Raw genomic sequence first — 24,819 nt, forward strand, 5'->3', positions numbered from 1 at the left:
ACGAACGGGGCATGATCGCGACGGCCCCCGACGCCCTGTCCACCTCGTCTCGCGCCCCTTTCCACGACCTCGACGAGTACGTCGCGTTGCCCCGCCTCTCGGGGCTGGCGCTGTCGCCGGACGGAACACGGTTGGTGACCACCGTCGCCCAACTCAACGACAAGAGAACTGAATACGTCAGCGCGGTCTGGGAGCTCGATCCCGCCGGTGCCCAACCGGCACGCCGACTGACGCGAGGGACGAAGGGGGAGTCGGCGCCTGCGTTCGCGGCCAACGGCGATCTGCTGTTCATCGCCGTCCGCCCGACCCCCGATGACGACGAGCCGCCCGCCGCGCTGTGGCGGCTCCCGTCGACCGGCGGTGAAGCGGCGCAGGTGTTGGCGCTTCCCGGCGGCGTCGAGGCGGTGCGCCCCGCCCGCGAGGAGGACGTCGTTGTGGTGCGCTCACCGCTGATGCCGTCGGCTCGGACCATCGACGACGACCGTCGGCTCCGGTCCCTGCGCAAGGACAACAAGATCACCGCGATCCTGCACACCGGTTATCCGATCCGCCACTGGGACTCCGATCTCGGGCCGGGCGAGCCGCACCTGCTCGGCGTCGCGTTGACCGACGATTCCGCCCGCGGTGAGGACGTCCGCGACCTGACCGCCGCGCCGGGCGCTGCATTGCGCGACTCCGACTTCGACGTCAGTTCCGACGGGCGCTTCCTGGTCACCACGTGGCAGCGGCCCGCCCCCGGCGCATCTCGGCATTCGGTGTTGATGCGCATCGATCTCGACAGCGGCGAACGCACGGTGGTGGTGGAGGAGCCCGCCGCCGACGTGTGGAGTCCGGCCATCTCCCCCGACGGTGCCACTGTCGTCTACCTGCGCGAGACGTTCTCGAACCCCGACACCCCACCGCGAATAACGCTGGGCTGCATCCGATTCGGTGACAGCCCACGCGTGCTCACCGACGATTGGGACCGGTGGCCGGCATCGGTGACATGGCTGCGGGACGGCTCGGCGGTGATCGTCACGGCCGATCAGGACGGCAGGGCCCCGGTTTTCCGTGTCGACCTCGCCGACGGCGCGGTGACTCAGCTGACCTTCGACGATTACTGCTACTCCGACGTGGTGGCCGCTGCGGGCGGTGTGCTGTTCGCGTTGCGCAGCTCCTACGCCGCGCCACCCCACCCCGTGCGCATCGACCCCGACGGCGCGATCACCGAACTCCCGTGTGCGGGGTTGCCGCCGCTGCCGGGAACGCTGACCGAACTCGAGACGACCTCCGCCGACGGCAGGCGGGTGCGTTCGTGGCTGGCGCTCCCGGCGGGAGACGGCGAGGCGCCGCTGCTGTTGTGGATCCACGGCGGCCCGCTGGCCAGCTGGAACGTGTGGTCGTGGCGGTGGAATCCGTGGCTACTGGCGGCTCGCGGGTATGCGGTGCTGCTGCCCGATCCGGGGATGTCCACCGGTTACGGGCAGGACTTCATCGCACGTGGCTGGGGCGCATGGGGCGGTGCCCCGTTCGAGGATCTGATGGCCATCACCGACGCCGCGTGCGCGCATCCGCGCATCGACGCGTCCCGCACCGCGGCGATGGGTGGATCGTTCGGCGGTTACATGGCCAACTGGGTCGCCGGCCACACCGACAGGTTCGACGCGATCGTCACCCACGCCAGCCTCTGGGCGCTCGACCAGTTCGGCGCCACCACCGACTCCTCGTACTACTGGCTACGCGAGATGACGCGCGACATGGCGCAGGCCAACTCGCCGCACCACCACGTGGGCGACATTCGCACGCCCATGCTGGTCATCCACGCCACAAGGACTACCGGGTGCCGATCGGCCAGGCACTGCGGTTCTGGTACGAGTTGCTGACCCACTCCGCGCTGCCCGCCGACGCCGACGGCGACAGCCCGCACCGGTTCCTGTACTTCCCGTCGGAGAACCACTGGGTGCTCACACCGCAACACGCCAAGATTTGGTACCAGGTCGTCATCGGGTTCTTGGCCCGGCACGTGCTCGGTGAGGACATCGAGGTGCCCGAGACGCTCGGGTAGCGTCGCGACCATGAGCGCACCGGAGCGGGAATTCGACATCGTCTTGTACGGAGCAACCGGGTTCGTCGGGAAACTCACCGCCGAATACCTGGCCAGGACGGCGCCGGACGCCCGGATCGCGCTCGCAGGTCGATCGCACGACAAGCTGATCGCGGTCCGAGACTCCCTGGGTGACAAGGCCGCCTCCTGGGCGCTGATCACCGCGGACGCGTCGCAGCCGTCGACCCTGAACGCGATGGCCACACAAACGCGCGTGGTGGTGACCACGGTGGGTCCCTACGCGAAGTACGGTCTGCCGTTGGTCGCGGCGTGCGCGGCCGCCGGCACCGACTATGCGGACCTGACCGGTGAGTCGTTGTTCATCCGCGAGAGCATCGACCAGTACCACAAGCAGGCTGCCGACACCGGTGCGCGCATCGTGCACTCGTGCGGATTCGATTCCGTCCCATCGGATCTCACGGTGTTCGCGTTGTATCGGCGCGCGCAGCAGGACGGTGCGGGCGAACTCACCGACACCAACCTGGTGGTGCGGTCCTTCAAGGGAGGGGTCTCCGGCGGTACGGCCGCGTCGATGATCGAGGTCATGCGGGCGGCGTCGTCGGACGAAGAGGCGCGACGGGTGATGAACGACCCGTACACGCTCACCCCCGACCGCGCCGCCGAACCCGAACTGGGCGGCCAACCCGATCTGCGGTGGCGGCGGGGCGCGGAGATCGCACCGGAACTCGACGGGTACTGGGTTGCGCCTTTCGTGATGGCCGCGGTGAACACCCGTATCGTGCGGCGCAGCAACGCATTACTCGACTACGCCTATGGTCGGCGCCTGGAGTACGGCGAACAGATGAGCATGGGCAAGTCGGTGCTCGCGCCGGTGGCATCGGCGCTGGCCGCGGCCGGCAACGTCGCGACGATGGCGCTGGGCAGCCGCTACTTCGACCGCGTGCCCAGCAAGCTGGTCGACCGAGTGCTGCCCAAACCCGGCACCGGTCCCAGCGAGAAGGTCCGCGAGAGCGGCCACTACACCGTCGAAACGTACGCGACGACCACCACGGGCACCCGGTATCGGGCCGTCATGTCGCAGAAGGGCGATCCGGGCTACAAGGCGACGGCGGTGCTGTTGGGGGAGTGCGGGCTCGCGCTGGCGCTGGACCGGGACAAGCTCTCCGACCTTCGCGGCGTGCTCACCCCCGCCGCGGCGATGGGCGACGCATTGCTCACCCGCCTACCCGCCGCCGGGGTGACGCTGGAGACGACGCGCCTGCACAGGTAGCGCACGTCACATCGCATCAGGAGCGAAAAGCCGCTCCGTTCGGGGCACTTAGCGACACCGCGCACTGCATTCCTAGAATTGCGGGGTGACCGCCAGCCCCCGATCCTCTGCCGAAGCCCTGCCCAAGTCCTGGGACCCGGCCGCAGTGGAGAGCGACCTCTACGAGGGCTGGGTCAAGGCCGGCTACTTCACCGCCGACGCGACCAGCAGCAAGCCCGCTTATTCGATCGTGCTGCCCCCGCCGAATGTCACCGGCAACCTGCACATGGGCCACGCGCTGGACCACACGCTGATGGATGCGCTGACGCGCCGCAAGCGGATGCAGGGCTACGAGGTGCTGTGGTTACCGGGCATGGATCACGCCGGCATCGCCACCCAGTCGGTCGTCGAGAAGCAACTCGCGGTCGACGGCAAGACCAAAGAGGATTTCGGCCGCGACCTGTTCGTCGACAAGGTCTGGGACTGGAAGCGGGAATCCGGCGGCACGATCGGCGCGCAGATGCGCCGCCTCGGCGACGGCGTCGACTGGAGTCGCGACCGGTTCACCATGGACGAGGGCCTGTCGCGCGCGGTGCGCACGATCTTCAAGCGACTCTTCGACGCGGGCCTGATCTACCAGGCCGAGCGACTGGTCAACTGGTCGCCGGTGCTCGAGACGGCCATCTCCGACCTCGAGGTCAAATACGAAGACATCGAGGGTGAGCTGGTGTCGTTCCGGTACGGCTCGCTCAACGACGACGAACCGCACATCGTCGTCGCCACCACCCGCGTCGAGACGATGCTGGGCGACACGGCGATCGCGGTGCACCCCGACGACGAGCGATACCGCGACCTGGTCGGAACGTCGCTGCCGCACCCGTTCATCGACCGCGACATCGTGATCGTCGCCGACGAGCACGTCGACCCCGAATTCGGCACGGGCGCCGTCAAGGTGACTCCCGCCCACGACCCAAATGACTTCGAGATCGGTCTGCGCCACCAGCTCCCGATGCCGTCCATCATGGACACCAAGGGCCGAATCGTCGGCACCGGAACGGAATTCGACGGCCAGGACCGCTTCGAGGCGCGGGTCAAGGTGCGCGAGGCGCTGGCCTCGCAAGGCCGCATCGTCGCGGAGAAGCGGCCGTACGTGCACAGCGTCGGCCACTCCGAACGCAGCGGCGAGCCGATCGAGCCGCGGCTGTCGCTGCAATGGTGGGTCAAGGTCGAGGCGCTGGCCAAGGCCGCCGGTGACGCAGTTCGCAACGGCGACGCCGTGATTCACCCTCCCAGCCTCGAGCCCAGGTGGTTCGCGTGGGTGGACAACATGCACGACTGGTGCATCTCGCGCCAGCTGTGGTGGGGCCATCGCATCCCGATCTGGCACGGCCCCGACGGCCAGACCGTCTGCGTCGGGCCCGATGAGACGCCGCCCGAGGGGTGGGAGCAGGACCCCGACGTGCTCGACACCTGGTTCAGTTCGGCGCTGTGGCCGTTCTCCACCATGGGCTGGCCGGACCAAACCCCCGACCTCGCCAAGTTCTATCCAACGACCGTGCTGGTCACCGGCTACGACATCCTGTTCTTCTGGGTGGCGCGGATGATGATGTTCGGCACCTTCGTCGCCGACGACCCGGCGATCACCCTCGACGGTCAGCGCGGACCCCAGGTGCCGTTCCAGAACGTCTTCCTGCACGGACTGATTCGCGACGAGCACGGCCGCAAGATGAGCAAGTCGCGCGGTAACGGGATCGACCCGCTGGACTGGGTGGAGCTCTTCGGCGCCGATGCGCTGCGATTCACGCTGGCCCGCGGGGCGAGCCCGGGCGGTGACCTGTCCATCGGCGAGGATCACGCCCGAGCCTCACGCAACTTCGCCACCAAGCTGTTCAACGCCACCCGGTTCGCGTTGATGAACGGCGCGGCGCCGGATGCACTGCCGGACGCCGCCGAGCTGACCGACGCCGACCGGTGGATCCTGGGCCGGATGGAACAGGTTCGCGCGGAGGTGGATTCGGCCTTCGACGCCTACGAGTTCAGCCGCGCGTGCGAATCGCTCTACCACTTCGCCTGGGACGAGTTCTGCGACTGGTACGTCGAACTGGCCAAGGTTCAGCTCGCCGAGGACATCACGCACACCACGGCCGTGCTCGCCGCGGTACTGGACACACTGCTGAAGCTGCTGCATCCGGTGATGCCGTTCGTCACCGAGGTGTTGTGGAAGACACTGACCGGTGGCGAGTCGCTGGTGATCGCCGACTGGCCGACGCCATCGGGTTTCGAACCCGATCCGGTTGCCGCGCAACGGGTCGCGGACATGCAGAAGCTGATCACCGAGGTGCGTCGCTTCCGCAGCGATCAGGGACTCAACGACCGGCAGAAGGTTCCTGCGCGGTTGTCGGACATCGTCGGCGCGGACCTGCAGGCGCAGGTGCCCGCCGTGCGCTCGCTGGCCTGGCTGACCACCGACTCTGATGGCTTCGCCCCGACCGCGGCCATCGAGGTGCGGCTGTCGCGCGGCACCGTGACCGTCGAGGTCGACACCTCGGGCACCGTGGACGTGGCCGCCGAGCGGCGCCGGCTGGAAAAGGATCTCGCCGCGGCGCAGAAGGAACTGGCCAGTACCACAGGCAAACTCGGAAACGAGGCGTTCCTGGCGAAGGCTCCCGCAGAAGTCGTCGACAAGATCCGCGGACGCCAACAGATCGCCCAGGAGGAAGTCGACCGCATCGCCGCGAGGTTGGCCGCGCTGCGATGACCGACCCGGAGCCGGACGACCGGCCAGAGCCGGACGTGGAGCCGCTGGGGCCGCCGGATCCCGAGCCTTCACCGGACGAGATCGCGGCGCTCCTGCAAGTCGAGCACCTGCTCGACCAGCGTTGGCCCGAAACGAAACTCGAACCCAGCACGACGCGCATCTCGGCGTTGCTCGAACTGCTCGGCTCACCGCAGCGCGGTTACCCGTCGATCCACATCGCGGGCACCAACGGCAAGACATCGGTCGCGCGGATGGTCGATGCGCTGCTGACGGCACTGCATCGTCGCACCGGACGCACCACTAGCCCGCACCTGCAATCGGCGGTCGAGCGCATCTCGATCGACGGCAAGCCGATCAGCCCCGCGGCCTACGTCGACACTTACCGCGAGATCGAGCCCTTCGTGCACCTGGTTGATCAGCAGTCCGAGGCCGGCGTCCTGGGGAAGGCTGGACCCGCCATGAGCAAGTTCGAGGTGGTGACCGCGATGGCGTTCGCCGCCTTCGCCGATGCGCCGATCGACGTCGCCGTCGTCGAGGTCGGCCTCGGCGGTCGCTGGGACGCCACCAACGTCGTCAACGCCCCCGTCACGGTGATCACTCCGATCGGTGTCGACCACGCCGAGTACCTGGGCGACACCCTCGCCGAGATCGCCGCCGAAAAGGCCGGGATCATCGGCAAACAGGAAGACGACCTGGTGCCCACCGATACGGTCGCGATCATCGGCAGGCAGGCCCCCGAGGCGATGGAAGCGCTGCTGGCCCAGACGGTGCGCGCCGACGCGGCGGTCGCGCGCGAGGACTCGGAGTTCGCGGTGCTCGGCAGGCAGGTCGCCGTCGGCGGGCAGCTGCTCGAACTGCAGGGCCTCGGCGGCCTGTACTCCGACATCTTCCTGCCGCTGCACGGAGAACACCAGGCGCACAACGCCGCGCTCGCGCTTGCGGCCGTCGAGGCGTTCTTCGGCGCCGGGGCACAGCGCCAGCTGGACATCGACGCGGTGCGGGCGGGTTTCGCCGCGGTGACAAGCCCCGGCCGCCTGGAGAGGATGCGCAGCGCGCCAACGGTTTTCATCGATGCCGCGCACAATCCGGCCGGAGCCGCGGCGTTGGCGCAGGCACTGCAGGAGGAGTTCGACTTCCGCATTCTGGTCGGCGTCGTGTCGGTGATGGGCGACAAGGACGTCGACGGCATCCTGACCGCCCTGGAACCGGTGTTCGACCAGGTGGTCGTCACGCACAACGGATCACCGCGCGCGCTCGACGTGGAGGCATTGGCGCTGGTGGCCGAGCAGAGGTTCGGTCCCGAGCGGGTGGTCACCGCGGCGACGCTGCCCGACGCGATCGAGATCGCCACCGCGATCGTCGAGGAGTCGGCGATCGAGGGTGAACTGCTGGGTGGCGCGGGGATCGTGATCACCGGGTCGGTCGTCACCGCGGGAGCGGCACGCACGCTGTTCGGAAAGGATCCGCAATGACCGAACCGGCGCCGCAGCAGCCGGATCCCTGGAAGAGCTTCCGCGGGGTGATGGCGGGCACGCTGATCCTGGAAGCCATCGTCGTGCTGCTGGCGCTGCCGGTGGTGGCCAACATCGGCGGCGGGCTCACCGCGGCCACCGGCGGCTTCCTCATCGGGATGGCGGTGATCCTGGTACTGCTGGCCGGTGTGCAGGGCAAGCCCTGGGCGATCTGGGTGAATGTGGGCCTTCAGGTCGTGCTGATCGCGGGTGTGGTCCTCGACGGGGCGATCGCCTTCGTCGGGGTGATCTTCCTGGTGGTGTGGCTGATGATCGCCTATCTGCGCGCCGAGGTCCTTCGCCGACAGAAGAGGGGACTTCTGCCTGGTCAGCAGCGTCCGCCGGAGTAGTCGATTTCGGCGGCTATTCTGTCGGCCGTGACTGAGCCGATTGAACGGACCCTCGTGTTGGTCAAGCCCGACGGCGTCAAGCGGCGTCTTGTCGGTGACATTCTTTCCCGGATCGAACGCAAAGGGCTGGCGATCGCCGAGCTGAAGCTGGTGACCGTCAGCGACGAGCTGGCCCGCAGGCATTACGCCGAGCACGAGGGCAAGCCGTTCTTTGATTCGCTGCTCGCGTTCATCACATCGGGCCCGGTCGTGGCGGCGGTCGTCGAGGGTCCACGCGCCATCGCGGCGTTCCGCCAGATCGCAGGCGGAACCGACCCCGTGGAGAAGGCGGCACCGGGCACCATCCGCGGTGACCTGGCCCTGATCACCCAGGACAACCTCGTTCACGGCTCGGATTCCCCGGAGTCCGCCGCGCGCGAGATCGATCTCTGGTTCACCGGCAAGTAGGGGTTTCGCGACCTGTCTCGCCCAGCCTGGTCGGGCGGGGCGTCGTGATGTGGGATACTCGACTCGGGTGACCGGCCGCCAACGGGGACCGGACACCCGAATGAAGACTTAGACGTGCGCGACCATCGCCACGCGTGATGCGGCGCCGACCGTCCAGCCATCATTCAGACCGGCACCGGGATGGTCCCCCAGTGGGCCGCTCGGAGCGAGACCACAACAAGCTCGGGCGAAGTCACCCGGGTCCATAGCGGAAGCCCTCGCGTGGCCGCGTCAAACACGACGCGCCCGGGGGCTTAAGGAGACTACGTGGCCGAAGATGCCCCCACCGAAGACCTATCTGAAGACACGCGAGAAGCACAGGACTCTCAGCCGGAGTCGTTGAGAGTCGATTCGCTGGCCCAGGTGCTGGGCACCACCAGCGAGCGGGTTCTCGAGGCGCTGACCGCGCTGGACGGCCGCCCTCGCACCGCCGAATCCGCCCTCGGGGAGGACGAGGCTCAACGCGTGCGCGAAGCGCTCGCTGACGCTGCCGACGCGCCGCAGACGCCCGAACCGGCGGCTGCCGCCGAACCGAGCAACGGAGACGAGCCGGAGTCCCGGACGATTCTGGAGACCCCCGCCGAAGAGGCGCCGCAGCGCGCTGAATACATGCCGCTGTTCGTCGCGCCGCAGCCCGTCCGCTTCGAATACGACGCCGACGCCGACGACGATGACGACGACACCGACGACGATGACGACGGCCAGGACAGCGAGGACGACCAGTCCGAGCGGCCCTCCGGTCGCCGTCGCCGCCGCGGTCGGCGCGGACGGGGCCGCGGTCGCGGTGAGCAGAACGGCGACGACGCCGACGGCGACGGGGACGCCGATCAGGGCGGTTCTCAGGGTTCGGACTCCGACAGCGACGACTCGGACGACTCCGACGAGGACAACGGCGACGACGAGAACACCGGCACCGATGGCGCCACCCGCCGTCGCCGTCGCCGCCGTCGTCGCAAATCGGGGTCGGCGGACGACAGCGACGCGACCTCGCCCGACGATCCACCCAACACGGTCGTGCACGAGCGCGAGCCGCGGAAGTCGACCAGAAACGACAAGTCCGGCAGCGGCGACGGCGAGATCCAGGGCATCAGCGGATCGACCCGGCTGGAGGCCAAACGGCAACGCAGGCGCGACGGCCGAGACGCAGGCAGGCGCCGCCCGCCCATCCTGAGCGAGGCCGAATTCCTGGCCAGGCGCGAGGCCGTCGAACGGATGATGGTCGTGCGCGACAAGGTCCGCACCGAACCTCCGCACGAGGGCGCCCGCTACACGCAGATCGCCGTGCTCGAGGACGGCGTCGTCGTCGAGCACTTCGTGACCTCGGCGGCGTCGGCCTCCCTGGTCGGCAACATCTACCTCGGCATCGTGCAGAACGTGCTGCCCTCGATGGAGGCGGCGTTCGTCGACATCGGCCGCGGGCGCAACGGTGTCCTCTACGCCGGCGAGGTCAACTGGGAAGCCGCCGGACTCGGCGGCGCCGCCCGCAAGATCGAACAGGCGCTCAAGCCGGGCGACTACGTCGTCGTCCAGGTCAGCAAGGACCCCGTCGGCCACAAGGGCGCCCGGTTGACGACGCAGGTGTCGTTGGCGGGTCGGTACCTGGTCTACGTGCCCGGCGCCTCGTCGACCGGCATCAGCCGCAAACTGCCCGACACGGAACGCCAGCGTCTCAAGGAGATCCTGCGTGAGGTGGTGCCGCCAGACGCCGGGGTGATCATCCGCACCGCGTCCGAGGGCGTCAAAGAAGAGGACATCCGCAACGACGTCGAACGCCTCGCCAAGCGCTGGTCCGAGATCGAGGCCAAGGCCGCCGACATCACCGCCAAGAAGGCCGGTGCGGCCGTCGCGCTCTACGAAGAGCCCGATGTGCTGGTCAAGGTGATCCGCGACCTGTTCAACGAAGACTTCACGGGCCTGACGGTCTCCGGCGACGATGCGTGGAAGACCATCAACGACTATGTGAATTCGGTTGCGCCCGAACTTCTTCCGCGACTGACGAAATACGAGCCCGCTTCCGCCGACGGCCCCGACGTGTTCGCGGTGCACCGCATCGACGAGCAGTTGACCAAGGCGATGGACCGCAAGGTGTGGCTGCCCTCGGGCGGCACGCTCGTCATCGACCGCACCGAGGCCATGACCGTCATCGACGTCAACACCGGCAAGTTCACCGGGTCGGGCGGCAACCTCGAGCAGACCGTCACCCGCAACAACCTCGAAGCGGCCGAGGAGATCGTGCGCCAGCTGAGGCTGCGCGACATCGGCGGCATCGTGGTGATCGACTTCATCGACATGGTGCTCGAGAACAACCGCGACCTGGTGCTGCGGCGGCTGACCGAGGCGCTGGCCCGGGACCGGACCCGCCATCAGGTCTCCGAGGTGACGTCGCTGGGTCTAGTCCAGTTGACGCGCAAGCGGCTCGGCACCGGTCTGGTGGAGGCGTTCTCGACCCCGTGCACACACTGCAGCGGGCGCGGAATCGTGCTGCACGGCGACCCGGTCGACTCGACGTCGAGCAGCGGACGCAAGTCCGACGCCGGCGGTCGGCGCGGCAAGCGCGGAAAACGCGGCGCCAAGTCCGACGACGTCGCCGTGGCCAAGGTCCCGCCGCATCCCGCGGGCGAGCACCCGATGTTCAAGGCGATGGCGGCGGCCAACGGTCGCCATGACGCAGACGACGATGCCGCTGACGAAGACACCACCGACGATGAGCGCCGCGATCAGAAGCCCGAGGAGGTCGCCGAGACCGATTCCGAAGCCATCCGCACCGCGGTGATCGAGTCGGGCGAGGACGATATCGAGGACCTTGAGGATGAGGACTTCGACGAGACCGACTCCGATGAGGACGACGAGGACGACGAGTCCGACGACGATTCCGACGAGGACGAGGACGAGATCGACCTGGACTCCGATGACGACGAAGACGATATCGACGACGACATCGAGGTCATCGGCGCCGACGACTCCGACGACGACTCTGATGAGGACGACGACGAGGACACCGACGACGAGGATTCGGACGAGGACGAGGACTCCGGCGACTACGACACCAGGGGGGCCGCATCTGCGGCTGTCTCGCGAGGGCGGCACCGGCGTCGCGCGGCCGCCCGGCCTGCGGGCCCGCCAACCAACGAGCGCTGATCTGGTGGCCCGGGGCCGACGAGCCGTGACCTGCGGTGATTTGACCCTCATGCGGCGGCTCAAGTAGCCTTGAGCAGTTGTCGCCAGGCTGGACCATGCGAGTCGGCGGCAGTCGCAAACCCAGACCAGCGCAGCGGCAAGTCGCGCGCGCCCAGTGAACGACGTAGGAGTAGTAAGACGATGGCAGCCGAGAAGGTCACGTACGCAATAGTCAAGACCGGCGGTAAGCAGTACAAGGTTGCCGTCGGCGATGTGGTGAAGGTCGAGAAGCTCGACTCCGAGCCCGGCGCCAGCGTCTCCTTGCCCGTGGCCCTCGTCGTCGACGGGTCGAAGGTGACCTCCGACGCGAAGTCGCTGGAGAAGGTCGCGGTCACGGGTGAGATCCTCGAGCACACCAAGGGCCCGAAGATCCGCATCCACAAGTTCAAGAACAAGACCGGCTACCACAAGCGGCAGGGACACCGCCAGCAGCTGACCGTCCTCAAGGTCACCGGCATCAAGTGATGAGCCGTCAGGCGACGGACAGAAAGCACTGAGGGGAACCACAGACATGGCACACAAAAAGGGCGCTTCCAGCTCGCGGAACGGTCGCGACTCCGCCGCACAGCGGCTCGGCGTCAAGCGGTTCGGCGGCCAGATCGTCAAGGCCGGCGAAATCCTGGTGCGGCAGCGGGGTACACATTTCCATCCCGGCACCAACGTCGGCCGCGGAGGTGACGACACCCTGTTCGCCACCGCTCCCGGCGCCGTCGAATTCGGTTCAAAGCGCGGCCGCAAGATCGTCAGCGTCGTTCGACCGGCACCGCAGGAGGCCTGACTTCCTGCCGCGAATGTGATGCTGCTGCGACTTCCCGGCTGAAGCTGGCAGTAGCTCACACTCGTCACGGAAAGGAAGACCGATGCCTCGCTTCGTCGACCGCGTCGTGATCCACGCGCGAGCCGGCAACGGCGGCAACGGCTGCGCCTCGGTCCACCGCGAGAAGTTCAAACCGCTCGGCGGTCCCGACGGCGGCAACGGCGGTCGCGGGGGCAGCGTGATCCTGGTCGTCGACCCCCAAGTGCGCACGCTGCTCGACTTCCACTTCCATCCGCACGTCGTCGCACCGTCCGGCAAGCAGGGCGCAGGCGGCAACCGGGACGGGGCCGCGGGCGCCGACCTCGAGGTGAAGGTTCCTGACGGCACGGTGGTGCTCGACGAGGACGGCCGGCTGCTCGCCGACCTCGTGGGCGCCGGCACCCGCTTCGAAGCGGCCGCCGGTGGCCGCGGCGGCCTGGGCAATGCCGCGCTGGCATCGCGCGCACGTAAGGCTCCCGGCTTCGCGCTGCTGGGGGAGAAGGGTCAGGTCCGCGACCTGACGCTGGAGCTCAAGACCGTCGCCGACGTCGGGCTCGTCGGCTTCCCCTCCGCAGGCAAGTCCTCCCTGGTGTCGGTGATCTCGGCGGCCAAACCGAAGATCGCCGACTATCCGTTCACGACGCTGGCGCCCAACCTCGGCGTGGTGTCCGCAGGCGGCAACACCTTCACCGTCGCCGACGTGCCCGGTCTCATCCCCGGCGCCTCGCAGGGGCGCGGGCTGGGACTGGACTTCCTGCGGCACATCGAACGTTGCGCGGTGCTGGTGCATGTGGTCGACTGCGCGACGATGGAGCCTGGCCGCGACCCGGTCTCCGATATCGACGCGCTGGAGGCCGAGCTCGCCGCGTACACGCCGACACTGCAAGGCGATTCGACGCTGGGCGACCTCGCCGAGCGTCCGCGTGCGGTGGTGCTGAACAAGATTGACGTGCCCGATGCCCGCGAGCTGGCCGAATTCGTGCGCGAGGAGATCGTGCGCCGCTACGGCTGGCCGGTGTTCGAGGTGTCCACCGTGACCCGGGAAGGGTTGCGGCAGCTGACCTTCGCGTTGTGGGAGATGGTGTCGGCGTACCGCGAAGCGCAACCGCCGGTCGTGCCGCGCCGACCCGTCATCCGTCCCGTCCCCGTGGACGAGAGCGGTTTCACCGTCGAGCCGGATGGGCACGGCGGCTTCGTCGTGCATGGTGTCCGGCCCGAACGGTGGGTCGCCCAAACCGATTTCGACAACGACGAGGCCGTCGGCTACCTCGGTGACCGGCTGGCCCGCCTGGGTGTCGAGGATGAGCTGTTGAAGCTGGGCGCGCGACCCGGATGCGCGGTGACCATCGGTGAGGTCACCTTCGATTGGGAGCCGCAGACACCCGCCGGCGTCGACGTGCCGATGTCGGGCCGCGGCACGGATCAGCGGCTCGAGCAGACCGATCGCGTCGGGGCCGCCGAGCGTAAGGCCGCGCGGCGGGAACGGCGGCGCCCCGGCGGCGAGTCATGACCGCCTCCGCGCGCCCCGACGAGTCGGCGCACCGGGCGGCGGTGCGCACCGCGCGCAGCGTCGTCGTCAAGATCGGCACCACCGCGCTGACCACGCCGACCGGAGTGTTTGACGCCAGTAGGCTCGCGGTGCTGGTCGAGGCCATCGAGAACCGGATGCGGGCAGGCTCGGATGTGGTGATCGTGTCGTCGGGGGCCATCGCGGCGGGCATCGAACCGCTGCGGCTGTCGAGACGGCCCGCCGACCTGGCCACCAAACAGGCCGCCGCCAGCGTCGGCCAGGTGGCTCTGGTCAACGCGTGGAGCGCGGCCTTCGCGCGTTATGAGCGCACCGTCGGACAGGTCCTGCTGACCGCGCACGACATCTCGATGCGAGTCCAGCACACCAACGCCCAGCGCACGCTCGACCGTTTGCGAGCGCTGCACGCGGTGGCGATCGTCAACGAGAACGACACCGTGGCCACCAACGAGATCCGGTTCGGCGACAACGACCGACTCTCGGCGCTGGTCGCGCATCTGGTCGGCGCCGACGCGCTGATTCTGCTGTCCGACATCGACGGGCTCTACGATTCGGATCCGCGAAGGGGTAACGCGCGCTTCATCGCCGAAGTGGCGCAGCCGGAGGACCTCGACGGCGTGGTGGCCGGCAGAGGCAGCCAACTGGGCACCGGAGGGATGGCGTCGAAGCTGTCGTCGGCGTTACTGGCCGCCGACGCCGGGGTGCCGGTGTTGTTGGCCGCGGCCTCGGATGCGGCGACCGCGTTGTCCGACGCGTCCGTCGGAACGGTGTTCGCGCCGCGGCCCGAACGGATGTCGGCGCGCCGGTTCTGGGTGCGCTACGCCGCCGAGGCCGCGGGCGCGCTGACGCTCGACGACGGTGCGGTGCGCGCGGTGGTCACACAGCGGCGCTCGCTGCTGCCCGCCGGTATCACCGCGGTGTCGGGGCGCTTCTACGGCGGCGACGTCGTCGAGTTGCGGGCGCAGGACGGGACGATGGTCGCGCGCGGCGTCGTCGCCTACGACCGCGGTGAGTTGGCCACGATGCTGGGCCGGTCGACGTCGGATCTGTCTCCGGAGCTGCGCCGGCCCGCCGTACACGCCGACGACCTGGTGGCCGTCTAAGCCGGTGCGCTAGTGATCGCCCAGCGATCGGATGCGCGCCGAGATTCCCTCGAGCATCGCCTTGATCTGGTCGGCGCGCTCGTCGGCGCTTTCCATCACGTCGTCGTCGGCCGGTTGCACCGTCACGCCGTTGGCCTTCGCGGTCGCCTCGAAGCATTCGCGGACCACCGGATCTGCGAGGATCACCGCCGCCAGCATTCCCGGTGTGAGCTCGCGGGTGCGCAACAGGCCGTCGTAGCGCACCTCCGCCGGGATCCGGATCTCCAGCGCTCCGCCTTCGAGTTGCTGCTTGGCCGCGGCCAGCAGAAGCGTCAGCGCAGCGCGCGAGACCACTCCGAGCACCTTGTGCCGGAACGGAAACCACGGCAGCGGCAGCTTATCGATCTGCTTGTCCACTCCGCCGGTGAACAGGTACTCGATCAGGCTGCGGGTGCGGACCTCTTCGACCTCCGCCCATTCCACGGTGTCCCCGTCGAATTCGACCGCGTCCTCGCTGATGGCCACGCCGCCGAAGTGGTTGAGCTTGCGCACCAGCCGCCGGAGTTTGTCGGGTGTGAGCGAGTGCTCGGCGATCACGTCGCCGATGCCCAGTGCCCATCGGCCGGTGACCGGCCCGGGATCAGGGCGATGCCGGTCGATCAGCTCACGGAGCCACGAGGCGTCCTCGGAGGTCTGGGTCACGCCGTCATTCCCGTCGACGTCGCGAAGGCGGGCAGCTCGTCGGCCAACAACGCCAGCATGGGCGAGCACCCGTTGTCGATCTTGACCGTCGCCAGCGCATCGCCGCGGGTGGGTCCGCGGTTGATGATCGCGATCGGCATACCCGCCGCCGCGGCGTGGCGCACGAACCGGTAACCCGAGTACACCGTCAGCGACGACCCCGCGACCAGTAGGACATCGGACGCATCGACCATCGAATAGGCTTGAGCCACCCGCTCTTTCGGGACGCTCTCGCCGAAGTAGACGATGTCGGGTTTGAGCATCCCGCCGCAATGCGGGCAGTCGACGACGCAGAACGACGTGGTGTCGCCGACGACGGCATCGGCGTCCGGGGCGACCGCGATGCCGCCCACCGACTCGGCGACCCGCTGGGCGAAGCCCGGATTGGCCGCCTCCAGCAGATCGGCCAGGGCGGCGCGGCTCATCGTGTGCGCACAGTCGAGGCAGATCACCTGCGCGTAGGTGCCGTGGAGGTTGACGACGTTGTGGCTGCCCGCCTTGCTGTGCAGCAGGTCGACGTTCTGGGTGATCAGCGCCGACACCGCACCCGCGGCCTCGAGCGCGGCGAGGGCCCGATGGCCGGCGTTGGGCAGCGTGGCATCCATGTGACGCCACCCGAGGTGGTTGCGCGCCCAGTACCGCTGCCGGAACACGGGGTCGGAGGTGAACTTGCGGATCGTCATGGGGTTGCTCGGCGGCGAGTCCGGGCCACGGTAGTCGGGGATTCCCGAGTCGGTGGACATCCCCGCGCCGGTGAGCACCGCGATCCGCCGGTCGCGCAGCAGGGCGACGAGTTCGGGTGCGTCCACCTGGTCGAGGGTAGTCAGTTCGGCAGCGCTTCGGCCTCACCGCGTGCTAACGGGTTGATTGCACGCAGCGGGTGCGTGCGATCAACCCCTTAGTGCAGTGCGATCGTGCCTGCCGTTGCTCATCGCTGGGTCGGGCAGGCTTCGACGGGGACGGGCATGGTCAGCTCGCCGAACTTCTGAAAACGGAAGGTCACGTCGACGTTGGAGGCGGGCCGAACGGTTTGGGTGATGCCGTCAAGGGTGACGGTGAGCGGCCGGCGCGGTTCGACTGGTTGACCGGTGGCAAGCGCGGTGCCCGCGTGGATCTCGATCGGAGGGCTCGGGTCGATGCGGGTGGTCTCGGCGGCCGTCGTCGTGATCGCCTCCAGCCGTTCGGTGTCCGCCGGTCGATTGTTGGTGATGGTGAACCGCAACTGTGCGGTGTCGCCGACCTGGATCTCGCACGATCCGGGTAAGTAGCGCGGTACGACGAAAGCGTTCTCGACGGTGGTCTCCGGCGTCTGCGAACCGGACCCACGATTGCTGGATTCGCCAGTGGTGAAGCTGCCGCAGCCGGCCAGCAGGAACGTCACGAGCATGGCCGTCGTAAGGGGAGCGGGCTTGGACCGTTTGACTTTCATCACCGAAGCGGGGCCTACCCGCTGCCCGCGGCGCCAAACGTCGACCGATACCCGGTTTGCGTCGGTGCCGCGGGCGTGCGGCGTGGTCGGGCTGGGTCAACACCGCCCGCGAGCCGACCGGCGTCAGGACCGACACATCGGCGCGCGGCTTCGAGCATGACCTCGCGTCCGACTGATCACTGCAAACACTTTGCCGCTGGCGTGATTTCGGCGCTCATATTGCTTTTCATCATGGTCAGTGCCGCGTCGCTGAGCTCGGGGTCGATGTGGGCTACGGCGTCCGGTGGCACGACGACGGGGAAGTGCCGGACATAGGCGTCCAGCGCGGTGTAGAGGATGCATTGCTCGGTGACCTGGCCGGTGAGGATGACCCGCTCAGGTTTCAACTGCCCCAGCAGGTATGCCAGCGCCGTGGCGTAGAAGGCGCTGTGACGCACCTTCGTCATCAGGCGGCAGCCCTTCTGCGGGACGATCGGCTCGACCAGGTCCGGGCGCTCACCCTGCAGCGCCGACTGCACGATGTCGCTGAACTCCGCGGTGAAATCGCCGTAGTTGTCGTTGACGTAGATGAGGTCGACATCGTCGCGGTCACGGGCCTCGGCCACGAGCGCCGCAAGGGGATCGATGATCTCGGCGACGTGTGGGATCAGCTTCTCGGCGTCGGGATGGCGGTAGGTGTTCATCATGTCGATGACCAGCACTGCGGTGTCACTCATGGGGACTTGCATACCCCGTTCCGTTTTCGGGCAACAATGAGGCATGGATTTCTACTCGGCGTACCGGCACGGCTTCGTCCGCGTCGCAGCATGCACGCACCACACGACGCTCGCCGATCCGCGGGCCAATGCCGAGTCGGTGCTGCGGATGGCGCGTGCCTGCCACGACGACAACGTCGCGCTCGCGGTCTTCCCGGAGCTGACGCTGTCGGGATATTCCATCGAGGACATCGTGATGCAGGACGCCCTGCTGGATGCGGTCGAGGACGCGGTGCTCGACATCGTCGTCGCCTCCGCCGACCTGATGCCGGTCCTGGTGATCGGCGCTCCGCTGCGCTATCGGCACAGGATCTACAACACGGCCATCGTGATCCACCGCGGCCGCGTGCTCGGCGTGGCGCCCAAGTCCTACCTGCCGACGTATCGCGAGTTCTACGAGCGCAGGCAGATGGCCCCCGGCGACGACGTGCGCGGCGCAATCCGAATGGGCCGCGGAGGCGAGTGGGCCGACGTGCCGTTCGGGCCCGACTTGTTGTTCACCGCGACCGACGTCCCCGGTTTCGTGTTGCACGTCGAGATCTGCGAGGACATGTTCGTGCCGATCCCGCCGAGCGCGTCGGCGGCGCTGGCCGGCGCGACGGTGCTGGCGAACCTGTCCGGAAGCCCGATAACGATCGGACGCTCCGAAGACCGCTGCCTGCTGGCCCGCTCGGCGTCGGCGCGCTGCCTGGCCGCCTATGTGTACGCCGCGGCGGGAGAGGGCGAGTCGACGACCGACCTGGCCTGGGACGGGCAAACGATGATTTGGGAGAACGGCGAATGCCTCGCGCAGTCCGAGCGCTTCCCGAAGGGTGAACGCCGATCCGTCGCCGACGTCGATCTGGAGTTGCTGCGATCCGAACGCATCCGGATGGGCACCTTCGACGACAACCGCAGGCACCACGCGGCATCGACGGACACCTACCGGCGGGTGGAGTTCCAGCTCGATCCGCCGACCGGCGACGTCGGGTTGCTCCGCCACATCGAGCGTTTCCCGTTCGTGCCGTCGGATCCCGAACGGCTGGAACAGGATTGCTATGAGGCCTACAGCATCCAGGTGGCCGGGCTCGAACAGCGCCTACGCGCGCTGGATTTCCCCAAGATCGTGCTCGGTGTGTCCGGAGGTCTGGACTCGACGCATGCTTTGATCGTCGCCGCCCGGGCGATGGATCGCGAACAGCGCCCGCGCAGCGACATTTTGGCGTTCACCATGCCCGGGTTCGCGACCGGTGAGCGGACCAAGGGCAACGCCGAGCGGTTGGCCGAGGCGCTGGGGGTGACGTTCACCGAAATCGACATCAGCTCCACAGCGGAGTTGATGCTCACCAACATCGACCACCCGTTCGGCCGGGGGGAGAAGGTCTACGACGTCACGTTCGAGAACGTGCAGGCCGGACTGCGCACCGATTACCTGTTCCGCCTGGCCAACCAGCGCGGAGGCATCGTGTTGGGCACCGGCGACCTGTCGGAGCTCGCGCTGGGGTGGTCGACGTACGGCGTGGGCGACCAGATGTCGCACTACAACGTCAACGGCGGTGTTCCGAAGACGTTGATCCAGCACCTGATTCGCTGGGTGATTTCGTCCAAGGAGTTCGACGACAAGGTCAACGAGGTGTTGCAGTCGGTTCTCGACACCGAGATCTCGCCCGAGCTGGTGCCCGCGGGGGAGGACGAGGAGATCCAGAGCAGCGAGTCCAAGGTCGGACCATATGTGCTGCAGGACTTTTCGCTGTTCCAGGTGCTGCGTTTCGGGTTCCGGCCCTCAAAGGTCGCGTTTCTGGCCTGGCACGCATGGAGCGATCCGCAGCGCGGCGAGTGGCCGACCGGATACCCCGAGTCGAAGCGGCCGTCGTACTCGCTCAAGGAGATCCGGCACTGGCTGCAGGTGTTCGCCCAGCGCTACTACTCGTTCGCCCAGTTCAAGCGGTCGGCCGTGCCGAATGGACCCAAGGTGTCGCACGGCGGATCGCTCTCGCCGCGGGGCGACTGGCGGGCACCTTCGGACATGTCCGCACGCACCTGGCTCGACGAGATCGAGCGCGAAATCCCTGAGGAGTGACTTCGGTTGGCGCCTCAGCTGCTCAGCGGCATCCAGCGCCTGCCCGCTTCCTGCTTGCTGTTCGTCTGATTGCGTGCCATGGCCCCACGCTAACGGCCGAAGACCCGCCCGGTCGGCCACCCCCGCTACCGGTGTCCCACGCCGGGAAGGAATCGACCGACGGTTGCGAGGTAGTCGCGGTAGTCGTCGCCGTGCACGGTGAGCAGGTACGGTTCTTCGACGACACGGACCTGTGTCTGGATCGTCGCGATCAGCAGTACGAACCCGATCACCGCGACGGGATTCGGTGTGATCAGGGCGATTCCGAAGCCGAAGACCATCATCGCGGTGAAGATCGGATTGCGCACCCATCCGAACACGCCGCGACGCACCAACGTCGTCTTCTCACTGGCGTCGACCCCGATGCGCCACGAGTCGCCCATGTCGACCTGCGCGTAGAGCGTTGCGGCGATGCCCGCCACCGCGATCGCGATGCCGGCGATGTTCACCCACGTCCGATCCAGCGGCGCCAGCGGAGCGACGACGTCGGCCAGTTGCAGGATCGGCGCGAACACCGCGGCACCCATCGAAACGACGAACCCCACGCCGGCGAACCATTCGAGCGACAACGGCCGGCCGCTGATACCACGAAAACCGGTCGACCCGGTGCGGCGTTTCTGTTGCCAACTGCGCCAACCGAACCCGAGCAAGGCGAACACCACGAACAGCGCGATGGCGACGATCGGCATGCTCACCCCTTTCTCGACGCTCACCCGCAGCACGGGTCCCCGCGCCACGCCTCGACCCCTTCGCGGACCGCGATCACCGCGACCCCGAGCGCGGCGACGGGGTCGGCCCACGACCAGCCGAACAAGCCGTTGAGAACCAGGCCCGCCAACACGATCGCCGACAGGTAGGCGCACAGCAGGGTCTGTTTGGAATCGGCGACCGCCGACGTCGACCCGAATTCGCGACCGGCCCGTCGCTGCGCCAACGACAGCACCGGCATGATCACCAGGCTCAGTGCGGCCAGCACGATGCCGATTACGGAGGGTGCGGCCTCACCTCGGCCGGTCAGCGTCAGCACCGCGTCGGCGGCGACGTACGCGGCGAGTGCGAAGAACGAGAACGCGATGAATCGCAGCGCAGTCTTCTCCCGCGTTTCGGGATCGGGTGCAGAGAACTGCCATGCGACGGCCGCTGCGGAGGAGACCTCGACGACCGAATCCAGGCCGAACCCGACCAGGGCCGACGACGACACCCGTGCGCCCTCGGCCAGCGCGATGATCGCCTCGATGACGTTGTAGGTGATCGTGGCCGCCACCAACCAGCGGATCCGGCGCGCCAGGACCGTACGCCGGGTTTCGCTCGGTGTGGCCATCAGCAGCAGGCGTCGTCGGCGGCGGCGGGGCAGCAGGCCGGATCGACCTCGAGCACCAGACCGACCAGGTCGTCGAGCGCGTGTGCGATGCGCTCATCGGCGAGTTCGTAGCGGTTGCGCCGGCCCTCGGGCTGCGCGGTCACCAGACCGCAGCCCCGCAGGCACGCCAGGTGGTTGGACAGGATCTGGCGGGAGACGCCGATCCTGTTGGCCAGCTCCGACGGATATCCGGGCCCGTCGCGCAGGATCAGCAGAATCTCGGCGCGGGTCGGATCCGACAGGGCGCAACCGAACCGCGACAGCGCATCGCTGCGAGTGACCGTCTGCATGCCGCAAACAGTACATCACGGGCTGAACTATCTCCTTGCGATTTCGGTGTAGTTGGTTGCGGTCAGCGACACCAACTACACCCAAATCGCGGGCCCTAGAGGCGGCCGTCGATGCGCAGGTTCGGGTGCACCCAGTTGGGCGACCGACGCTCCTTGAAGGCCATGAAGCCCTCGATGGACTCGGGCGCGCCCAGGCTGGCCTGCATACCGATGCGGTCGTAGAGGCCGATGTAGTTGTCCAGGCTGGACTTGACGACGGTTCGAGCCGCGGGCGCGGTGCGACAGCACTGGGCGAGGACCTCGCGAGCCGCCTCGGCCAGCTCATCGTGGGGCACCACGCGCGCCACCATGCCCCAGTCGTGTGCCTCGGCGGCGGTCAACGTGCGCCCGGTGAACATCAGGTCGCGGGTGCGCACGGGCCCGATCAGTCGGGCCAACATGTGGCTGTAGTACGTGTCGGCGATCCCGCGGTACAACTCGGGCACCCGGAATGTGGCCCGCTCGCTGACCACGGCGATGTCGGCGCACAGCGCGATCTGCAGCCCACCGCCCTGGCACAACCCGTTCACCGCGGCGACGACGGGTTTGGCGGACTGGCGCAGCGTGTCGAACGGCAACGCGTCCATCCCCAGCGCAGGCCCGAACGTCATCCAGTTGTCGGCACCGCCCCCACCCATGTCCCCGCCGGGTGCGAAGACGTCGCCGGTGCCCGTGATCAGCAATCCGGCGAGATCAGGGTCGCTCTCGACATGCTTGACGGCGTACTTGATGCCGAAGTACATCGCGGGGGTCATCGCGTTGCGCGCCTCCGGCCGGTCGAGCCGGCACACCCCGAACGCACCCTCGCGGGTGAACTTCAGGAACGGGGTGCCGAGCCAGTCGCCGTCGGGAGGCCGGGGGGCGTCGGTGGTGCTCGGCTGGGTGGTCGTCATAACTGCCTTTCTGTTGCTCTGTTGGACACAGCGTCGTCGATGGCTTCGGCATAGGGCGCGCAGTCACCCGCCCCCGGTACGAGTGTCGACAGGGCCGCCGCGGCGCAGGCTCGGCGCAGCGCGACTTCGTGGCCGTCGAGCCAGTGCGTGGCGAGCACACCGGCGAACACGTCACCCGCACCGGTGGTGTCGACCGCGCGCAGCGCGGGAGAAGGAACGCTGAAGCGTTCGCCGTCGCCGAGGTAGCTCGCGCCGCGCGCCCCGCGGGTGATCACGAGGTGGGGGACCGGCCAGTGCCACGCGCCCGCTTCGGTTTCGTTGACCACGACCACATCGGCCAGCTCGGACAAGGCGAGCAGCTCGTGCGGCGGGGCCCCGGCCGGCGAGGCGTTGACGATGACGGCCGCGCCTGCGGAGGACGCCACCTGCGCGGCGGCGAGCGCGGTCGCGATCGGGATCTCCAGCTGCAGCAACACGACGTCGCTGTCGGAGATGGCGGCGCGGACCTCGGCGGAGTCCACGCTCAGCGCCCCGTTGGCACCCTGGGCGACCACGATCGTGTTCTCCGCCGACGAGTCCACGGTGATCACGGCCGACCCGCTCTGTCCCGGCACCGTGACGACGCCGTCGAGTGCGACGCCGTTGGCGGCCAGGTGGTGGCGCAACATCTCCGCCGACCCGTCGTCTCCGAGCGCGGCGACCAGTCGCACCGTCGCGCCTGCCCTGGCCGCGGCGACCGCTTGGTTGCCGCCCTTGCCGCCCGAAGCCATCGACAGACCCGACGCCAGCACGGTCTGGCCCGGGCGGGGCAGGGTGCGCACGGTGAAAGTCAGATCAGCGTTGACACTGCCGACCACGCATACCCGGCTGCAGTCCCGCGGCGCCATGGCTCCCAACGCTAATGCAGGGCCCCCGCCTGACACGTGTCGAACGTCCGAACCTCGTTCGATACCCTGGATAAATGAGTGTGGAGGCACCCGTCGGCGCTGTCGGCGCCGATCTGCGCCAGCAGGTGCACGACGGCGCCCGCCGGGCTCGCCTGGCGGCGCGCGCGCTGGCCACCCTGAGTTCGGAAACCAAGAACCGTGCGCTGAACACCGCCGCCGACCACCTGCTGATGTCGGCGGGTCAGATCCTCGAGGCCAACGAGCGCGACCTCGACGTCGCCCGTGCCGCAGGCACCCCCGAGGCAATGCTCGATCGGCTCGCGCTGAACCCGAAACGGGTCGACGGCATCGCCGACGGGTTGCGTCAGGTGTCTCGGTTGCCCGATCCGCTCGGTGAGGTGTTGCAGGGCCGCACGCTGCCCAACGGCCTGCGGCTGCGCCAGGTGCGCGTGCCGCTCGGCGTCGTCGGAATCGTCTACGAAGGCCGGCCCAACGTGACGGTCGACGCGTTCGGGTTGACACTCAAATCCAGCAACGCGGTGCTGCTGCGCGGTAGCTCTTCGGCGGCCAACTCCAACGCCGCACTGGTCAACGCGCTGCGGGCCGCACTGGCCACCGAACTGCTCGAGGTAGACGCCGTGCAGTTGCTGCCCAGCGCCGACCGCGCGAGCGTGACGCATCTGATCCAGGCCCGCGGGCTCGTCGACGTCGTCATCCCCCGCGGCGGCGCGGGTCTCATCGACGCCGTCGTCCGTGACGCGACCGTGCCGACGATCGAAACCGGTGTCGGCAATTGCCATGTGTACGTGCATGAATCGGCCGACCTCGACGTCGCCGAACGAATCCTGCTCAACGCCAAGACCCGTCGACCCAGCGTCTGCAACGCCGCCGAGTCGGTTCTGATTGACACCGCCATCGTCGACCGTGCGTTGCCGCGGCTGACCGAGGCGCTGCGACACGCCGGTGTGACGGTGCACGACGATCCGTCGGACGACGAGTTGCGCGCCGAGTTCTTGTCGATGGACATCGCGGTGGCGGTGGTCGACGGTGTCGATGCCGCGATCGCCCACATCAACGAATACGGCACCGGACACACCGAAGCCATCGTCGCCACCGATCTGGCTGCCGCGCAACGCTTCACCGAACGCGTCGATGCCGCCGCGGTGATGGTGAACGCGTCGACGGCGTTCACCGATGGCGAGCAGTTCGGGTTCGGCGCCGAGATCGGCATCTCCACCCAGAAGCTGCACGCCCGCGGACCCATGGGTCTGCCCGAACTGACCTCGACCAAATGGATTGTGTGGGGCGACGGTCACACTCGCCCCGCCTGAACAGGAGACTTATCC

21 protein-coding genes and 1 pseudogene are annotated in these 24,819 nt (G+C 68.3%); 13 read left to right on the forward strand and 9 right to left on the reverse strand.

All coding sequences use genetic code 11. The features are described 5' to 3' along the window. Positions 1-11 precede the first annotated feature (11 nt). The 11 genes and pseudogenes from CEX88_RS04170 to proB all read left to right on the forward strand — a co-directional run bounded on the left by CEX88_RS04170 (position 12) and on the right by proB (position 15,002). Positions 12-2,044: pseudogene (locus CEX88_RS04170) on the forward strand (prolyl oligopeptidase family serine peptidase). Positions 2,045-2,054: 10 nt separating this feature from the next. Further along, positions 2,055-3,314 (forward strand): saccharopine dehydrogenase family protein, encoded by a 1,260-nt coding sequence (locus CEX88_RS04175; RefSeq protein ID WP_094292494.1) that lies wholly within the window; start codon positions 2,055-2,057, stop codon positions 3,312-3,314. Between the two features lie 85 nt (positions 3,315-3,399). Continuing rightward, complete coding sequence (locus CEX88_RS04180; protein ID WP_094292495.1) at positions 3,400-6,051, forward strand: valine--tRNA ligase; 2,652 nt, start codon at positions 3,400-3,402, stop codon at positions 6,049-6,051. After that, positions 6,048-7,523, forward strand: a complete 1,476-nt coding sequence (gene folC, locus CEX88_RS04185; protein WP_094292496.1) for a bifunctional tetrahydrofolate synthase/dihydrofolate synthase — start codon at positions 6,048-6,050, stop codon at positions 7,521-7,523. Before CEX88_RS04180 ends, folC begins: the two co-directional genes overlap by 4 nt. Next, positions 7,520-7,912 carry a DUF4233 domain-containing protein gene (locus CEX88_RS04190; RefSeq protein WP_066841642.1) on the forward strand — a complete coding sequence of 131 codons (393 nt, stop codon included), beginning with the start codon at positions 7,520-7,522 and terminating at the stop codon, positions 7,910-7,912. The genes folC and CEX88_RS04190 overlap by 4 nt, the downstream gene beginning before the upstream one ends. 39 nt (positions 7,913-7,951) lie before the next feature. After that, a complete protein-coding gene (gene ndk / locus CEX88_RS04195; RefSeq protein ID WP_068201233.1) occupies positions 7,952-8,359 on the forward strand; it encodes a nucleoside-diphosphate kinase in 408 nt (135 codons plus the stop codon). Between the two features lie 306 nt (positions 8,360-8,665). After that, positions 8,666-11,536, forward strand: a complete 2,871-nt coding sequence (rne, locus tag CEX88_RS04200) for a ribonuclease E (protein WP_094292497.1) — start codon at positions 8,666-8,668, stop codon at positions 11,534-11,536. Between the two features lie 180 nt (positions 11,537-11,716). Further along, positions 11,717-12,040: a 50S ribosomal protein L21 gene (gene rplU, locus CEX88_RS04205; protein ID WP_066841644.1), complete on the forward strand. Its 324-nt coding sequence runs from the start codon at positions 11,717-11,719 to the stop codon at positions 12,038-12,040. 46 nt (positions 12,041-12,086) lie between these two features. Continuing rightward, positions 12,087-12,353: a 50S ribosomal protein L27 gene (rpmA, locus tag CEX88_RS04210; RefSeq protein WP_064396842.1), complete on the forward strand. Its 267-nt coding sequence runs from the start codon at positions 12,087-12,089 to the stop codon at positions 12,351-12,353. Positions 12,354-12,435: 82 nt separating this feature from the next. After that, positions 12,436-13,881 (forward strand): GTPase ObgE, encoded by a 1,446-nt coding sequence (obgE, locus tag CEX88_RS04215; RefSeq protein ID WP_094292498.1) that lies wholly within the window; start codon positions 12,436-12,438, stop codon positions 13,879-13,881. Continuing rightward, positions 13,878-15,002 carry a glutamate 5-kinase gene (proB, locus tag CEX88_RS04220; protein ID WP_094292499.1) on the forward strand — a complete coding sequence of 375 codons (1,125 nt, stop codon included), beginning with the start codon at positions 13,878-13,880 and terminating at the stop codon, positions 15,000-15,002. The genes obgE and proB overlap by 4 nt, the downstream gene beginning before the upstream one ends. Positions 15,003-15,011: 9 nt before the next feature. On the opposite strand, the gene CEX88_RS04225 is transcribed toward proB, so the two are convergent. From CEX88_RS04225 to CEX88_RS04240, 4 genes are all read right to left on the reverse strand, one after another. Beyond that, positions 15,012-15,683 (reverse strand): hypothetical protein, encoded by a 672-nt coding sequence (locus CEX88_RS04225; protein ID WP_094292500.1) that lies wholly within the window; start codon positions 15,681-15,683, stop codon positions 15,012-15,014. After that, positions 15,680-16,531, reverse strand: coding sequence for an NAD-dependent protein deacetylase (locus CEX88_RS04230; RefSeq protein ID WP_094292501.1), 852 nt, complete (start codon positions 16,529-16,531; stop codon positions 15,680-15,682). Before CEX88_RS04230 ends, CEX88_RS04225 begins: the two co-directional genes overlap by 4 nt. A gap of 119 nt (positions 16,532-16,650) precedes the next feature. Continuing rightward, positions 16,651-17,151 carry a copper chaperone PCu(A)C domain-containing protein gene (locus CEX88_RS04235; protein ID WP_145987693.1) on the reverse strand — a complete coding sequence of 167 codons (501 nt, stop codon included), beginning with the start codon at positions 17,149-17,151 and terminating at the stop codon, positions 16,651-16,653. Positions 17,152-17,327: 176 nt separating this feature from the next. Continuing rightward, complete coding sequence (locus CEX88_RS04240) at positions 17,328-17,867, reverse strand: cysteine hydrolase family protein (protein WP_064396824.1); 540 nt, start codon at positions 17,865-17,867, stop codon at positions 17,328-17,330. A gap of 43 nt (positions 17,868-17,910) precedes the next feature. On the opposite strand from CEX88_RS04240, the gene CEX88_RS04245 reads away from it, so the two are divergent. Next, complete coding sequence (locus CEX88_RS04245) at positions 17,911-19,965, forward strand: NAD(+) synthase (RefSeq protein ID WP_094292503.1); 2,055 nt, start codon at positions 17,911-17,913, stop codon at positions 19,963-19,965. Between the two features lie 125 nt (positions 19,966-20,090). Here the strand turns inward: CEX88_RS04245 and CEX88_RS04250 are convergent, their stop codons facing one another. The 5 genes from CEX88_RS04250 to CEX88_RS04270 form a co-directional block, all read right to left on the reverse strand. Beyond that, positions 20,091-20,693, reverse strand: coding sequence for a methyltransferase family protein (locus CEX88_RS04250; protein ID WP_094292568.1), 603 nt, complete (start codon positions 20,691-20,693; stop codon positions 20,091-20,093). A 20-nt stretch (positions 20,694-20,713) separates the two neighbouring features. Continuing rightward, positions 20,714-21,325 (reverse strand): cation efflux transmembrane domain-containing protein, encoded by a 612-nt coding sequence (locus CEX88_RS04255; protein ID WP_094292504.1) that lies wholly within the window; start codon positions 21,323-21,325, stop codon positions 20,714-20,716. Beyond that, positions 21,325-21,654, reverse strand: coding sequence for an ArsR/SmtB family transcription factor (locus CEX88_RS04260; protein ID WP_094292505.1), 330 nt, complete (start codon positions 21,652-21,654; stop codon positions 21,325-21,327). Before CEX88_RS04260 ends, CEX88_RS04255 begins: the two co-directional genes overlap by 1 nt. A 95-nt stretch (positions 21,655-21,749) precedes the next feature. Then, positions 21,750-22,586, reverse strand: coding sequence for an enoyl-CoA hydratase/isomerase family protein (locus CEX88_RS04265; protein WP_066841651.1), 837 nt, complete (start codon positions 22,584-22,586; stop codon positions 21,750-21,752). Beyond that, the gene (locus tag CEX88_RS04270) at positions 22,583-23,473 is read right to left on the reverse strand and encodes a ribokinase (RefSeq protein ID WP_202931362.1); all 891 of its coding nucleotides are present in this window, start codon (positions 23,471-23,473) and stop codon (positions 22,583-22,585) included. Before CEX88_RS04270 ends, CEX88_RS04265 begins: the two co-directional genes overlap by 4 nt. Before the next feature lie 74 nt (positions 23,474-23,547). On the opposite strand from CEX88_RS04270, the gene CEX88_RS04275 reads away from it, so the two are divergent. Then, positions 23,548-24,804 (forward strand): glutamate-5-semialdehyde dehydrogenase, encoded by a 1,257-nt coding sequence (locus tag CEX88_RS04275; RefSeq protein ID WP_094292507.1) that lies wholly within the window; start codon positions 23,548-23,550, stop codon positions 24,802-24,804. Positions 24,805-24,819 lie beyond the last annotated feature (15 nt).

Origin of the sequence: Mycobacterium neumannii, assembly GCF_002245615.1 — a bacterium.
Classification (GTDB): domain Bacteria; phylum Actinomycetota; class Actinomycetes; order Mycobacteriales; family Mycobacteriaceae; genus Mycobacterium; species Mycobacterium neumannii_A.

What these genes read in the sequence shown, in the direction of transcription:
- CEX88_RS04175 (WP_094292494.1), top strand. Translation starts at nt 2,055, where the DNA reads ATGAGCGCACCGGAGCGGGAATTCGACATCGTCTTGTACGGAGCAACC.
- CEX88_RS04190 (WP_066841642.1), top strand. Translation starts at nt 7,520, where the DNA reads ATGACCGAACCGGCGCCGCAGCAGCCGGATCCCTGGAAGAGCTTCCGC.
- CEX88_RS04240 (WP_064396824.1), bottom strand. Translation starts at nt 17,867, where the DNA reads ATGAGTGACACCGCAGTGCTGGTCATCGACATGATGAACACCTACCGC.
- CEX88_RS04275 (WP_094292507.1), top strand. Translation starts at nt 23,548, where the DNA reads ATGAGTGTGGAGGCACCCGTCGGCGCTGTCGGCGCCGATCTGCGCCAG.
- CEX88_RS04265 (WP_066841651.1), bottom strand. Translation starts at nt 22,586, where the DNA reads ATGACGACCACCCAGCCGAGCACCACCGACGCCCCCCGGCCTCCCGAC.
- rplU (WP_066841644.1), top strand. Translation starts at nt 11,717, where the DNA reads ATGGCAGCCGAGAAGGTCACGTACGCAATAGTCAAGACCGGCGGTAAG.
- CEX88_RS04245 (WP_094292503.1), top strand. Translation starts at nt 17,911, where the DNA reads ATGGATTTCTACTCGGCGTACCGGCACGGCTTCGTCCGCGTCGCAGCA.
- CEX88_RS04255 (WP_094292504.1), bottom strand. Translation starts at nt 21,325, where the DNA reads ATGGCCACACCGAGCGAAACCCGGCGTACGGTCCTGGCGCGCCGGATC.
- folC (WP_094292496.1), top strand. Translation starts at nt 6,048, where the DNA reads ATGACCGACCCGGAGCCGGACGACCGGCCAGAGCCGGACGTGGAGCCG.
- rpmA (WP_064396842.1), top strand. Translation starts at nt 12,087, where the DNA reads ATGGCACACAAAAAGGGCGCTTCCAGCTCGCGGAACGGTCGCGACTCC.
- CEX88_RS04270 (WP_202931362.1), bottom strand. Translation starts at nt 23,473, where the DNA reads ATGGCGCCGCGGGACTGCAGCCGGGTATGCGTGGTCGGCAGTGTCAAC.
- CEX88_RS04250 (WP_094292568.1), bottom strand. Translation starts at nt 20,693, where the DNA reads ATGCCGATCGTCGCCATCGCGCTGTTCGTGGTGTTCGCCTTGCTCGGG.
- obgE (WP_094292498.1), top strand. Translation starts at nt 12,436, where the DNA reads ATGCCTCGCTTCGTCGACCGCGTCGTGATCCACGCGCGAGCCGGCAAC.
- CEX88_RS04235 (WP_145987693.1), bottom strand. Translation starts at nt 17,151, where the DNA reads ATGAAAGTCAAACGGTCCAAGCCCGCTCCCCTTACGACGGCCATGCTC.
- CEX88_RS04260 (WP_094292505.1), bottom strand. Translation starts at nt 21,654, where the DNA reads ATGCAGACGGTCACTCGCAGCGATGCGCTGTCGCGGTTCGGTTGCGCC.
- proB (WP_094292499.1), top strand. Translation starts at nt 13,878, where the DNA reads ATGACCGCCTCCGCGCGCCCCGACGAGTCGGCGCACCGGGCGGCGGTG.